General features: G+C 68.8%; 1 protein-coding gene and 2 pseudogenes. 1 reads left to right on the forward strand and 2 read right to left on the reverse strand.

Annotation, left to right across the window (positions count from 1 at the left end; genetic code table 11):
- Nucleotides 1-384 (forward strand): annotated as a pseudogene (locus GH737_RS15510) (CCA tRNA nucleotidyltransferase); the annotation flags it as partial.
- On the opposite strand, the gene GH737_RS14315 reads toward GH737_RS15510, so the two are convergent.
- Nucleotides 381-2,162, reverse strand: coding sequence for a chloride channel protein (locus GH737_RS14315; protein WP_230558838.1), 1,782 nt, complete (start codon nt 2,160-2,162; stop codon nt 381-383). The pseudogene GH737_RS15510 and the gene GH737_RS14315 overlap by 4 nt on opposite strands.
- A gap of 76 nt (nt 2,163-2,238) precedes the next feature.
- Nucleotides 2,239-2,564 (reverse strand): annotated as a pseudogene (locus GH737_RS15515) (hypothetical protein); the annotation flags it as partial.

Here is a 2,564-nt window from a genome sequence, read left to right on the forward strand (position 1 = left end):
CTGCTGCCGAGCGACGTCGCCGTTGCGCAAGCCGTGGCCGCGCGGCTCAAGCTTTCGAACAAGGCGCGAAAGAGGCTCGCCTGCGCCGCCTCCGGCGACGGCGGCCTGGCCCCGGAAGCGCTCGCGTACCGGAGGGGCACCGAATGCGCCGTCGACCTGCTCCTGCTCTCCGGCAAGGCGAGCGAGGCGAGGCGGATCGCCAGATGGCACCCGCCGCGTCTTCCCATCCGTGGCGGCACGCTGATCGCCCGCGGCCTGACCGAGGGCCCCATCGTCGCGCGCACCCTGCGCCGGATCGAGGATCGCTGGGTCGAGGACGGTTTTCCGCAGGGTGACGAGCTGGAAGCGATCGTCGCCGACGCGCTGGCGAGCGCCTCGCCTTAGTCGCGGTCCTTGGCGGCCCGCCGCGTCTTTCGTGACCGCCGCACCGGCCGGACCGTCTCTCCCCGCTTTTGGGTGGTGCGGACCTTGAGCAGGTCCTGGCGCGAAATGATGCCGACGACCCGGCGGCTTTGCGGGTCGACGATTGGCACGCGCCCAGTCCCCGAATCGACCATCATGTCGGCCACCGCTCCGCAGGAGGTTTCCGGGTAGGCGACGAGGGTCGATGCGTCCGAAAGCAGATCGCCGAGCTGCCCTTCGCTCTTTTTCGCGACCTGCCAGCGCAAGACGTCGGTGCGCGAGACCAGACCGACCAGCCGCCCCTCCTCGTCGACCACAGGGTAGGAACGGTGCTCGGCCTCGTCGGCGAAGAAGCGGAGCACATCGGGAACCGCCATCGATGCCGGCAGGGTGCGGGGATTGCGCGTCATCAGCTGCCCCGCGAGCAGGAACTCGAGCGCGTCCACCGTATATTCGCGAAGGATGTGCCGCCCGCGCCGCGCGATCTTCTCGGTCAGGATCGAGCGCTTCATGATCAGCACGCTGACCGCATAGGCCGCAGCCGCCGCGGCGATCGTTTCCGGCAGCGCCGAAAGGTGATCAGTCAGCTCCGCGGCGAACAGCGCCCCGGTCATCGGCGCCCGCATCACCCCGCTCATCACGCCGGCCATGCCGACCATCGCCCAGAATCCCGGGTCGCCGGGCAGATATTGGCCCATCAAGAACCCGGCGCAGCCGCCGAGGATCAGCAGCGGCGCGAGGATTCCGCCTGACGTTCCCGACCCGAGCGCGACCAGCCACACGATTGCCTTGACAACGAGGAGGAGGAGAACCGCCGTGATGACCAGATTGCCGTCGAGAAGCGCCTGGATGCTGTCGTAGCCCGCGCCAAGCACGCGGACGTCGAACAGCGCGCCGATCCCAACCACGACGGCGCCCATCGCCGGCCACCACATCCAGTGGATCGGGAGGGCATGAAAGCCGTCCTCCACCCGGTACAGGACGAAGGACAGAAGGGCGGCCAGCAATCCGGTAATCAGTCCGATCGCCGCGGCGATCGCCACTGGCGCCATTCCGGCCGGCGTCGGCGCCGCGAACGGAAACAGCGGCCCGGAGCCGACCAGCAGCGGGCGCCACGCCAATGCAACCAGCACCGCCGTCACGACCGGCACGAAGCTGCGCGGCTTCCATTCGAATAGCAGCAGCTCGACCGCCAGCATGATCGCGGCGAACGGAGTCCCGAAAATGCCGGTCATTCCGGCCGTCGCGCCCGCGACGAGCAGCGTCTTGCGCTCGGCGGCGCTCAAGCGGAACAGTTGCGCGAACAGCGATCCGATGGCGCCGCCGGTCATGATGATCGGCCCTTCGGCGCCGAACGGTCCCCCGCTCCCGATCGACACCGCCGACGATAGCGGCTTGAGCAGCGCCACTTTGAGCGACAGCTTGCTTTCGCCATAGAGGATAGTCTCGATCGCCTCGGGGATGCCGTGGCCGCGGATCTTGTCCGATCCGAACCGCGCCATCAGCCCGACGATCAGCCCGCCGACCACCGGGATCAGCAGCACCAGCAGCGCGCCGCGTCCGGCAATCACCGCCGGCGCGAAGGCGAAATGCCCGTACCAGAATAGGTTTGTCGCGAAGCCAATGAGCTTGAGCAGCGCCCAGGCGCTGAACGCCCCGCCGGTGCCGGCGACGACCGCCATCGCGGCGAGGATCAGCATCCGGTAATCGGCGCTATAGTCCGCAAGACGCCGCGGGTGGTTCAGCGTTGTTGAAGGCATGGTGGCCGCATGACGCACGGTCGCCGCCGAATGCAACGGCGACGCCATTCACTTGACTTTGGTCAAGGCCTTGCGGTTACCCGCGCCGAATTCCCGAAGGTGCGAGCACAACCCCGTCCGCCGTGTGGGGCATCGCCGCCGACCCTCTCGCGGCCGCTGCTGCGACCGGTGGCGGCGCGGGGTGCCTGGGGAGCCTCTCGTAACAGGCGAAGAGATCGGCGAAATGCTCGTCCATCGTTCGTGGACGACAAGCGCGGATCGCGGCAGCCCGCTGTAGCTCGGGCCCGCGCTCGGCGAAGCGCGTGATCGCCTGCTCGAGCGATCGCTCCCGGCCTGCCGCATAGGTCGTACCGGCGCCGTCCACGAGCTGGTCGACCGCGGCGCCGCGGTCGGGCACGATCA

It is taken from the genome of Sphingomonas segetis, assembly GCF_009720245.1.
GTDB lineage: Bacteria > Pseudomonadota > Alphaproteobacteria > Sphingomonadales > Sphingomonadaceae > Sphingomicrobium > Sphingomicrobium segetis.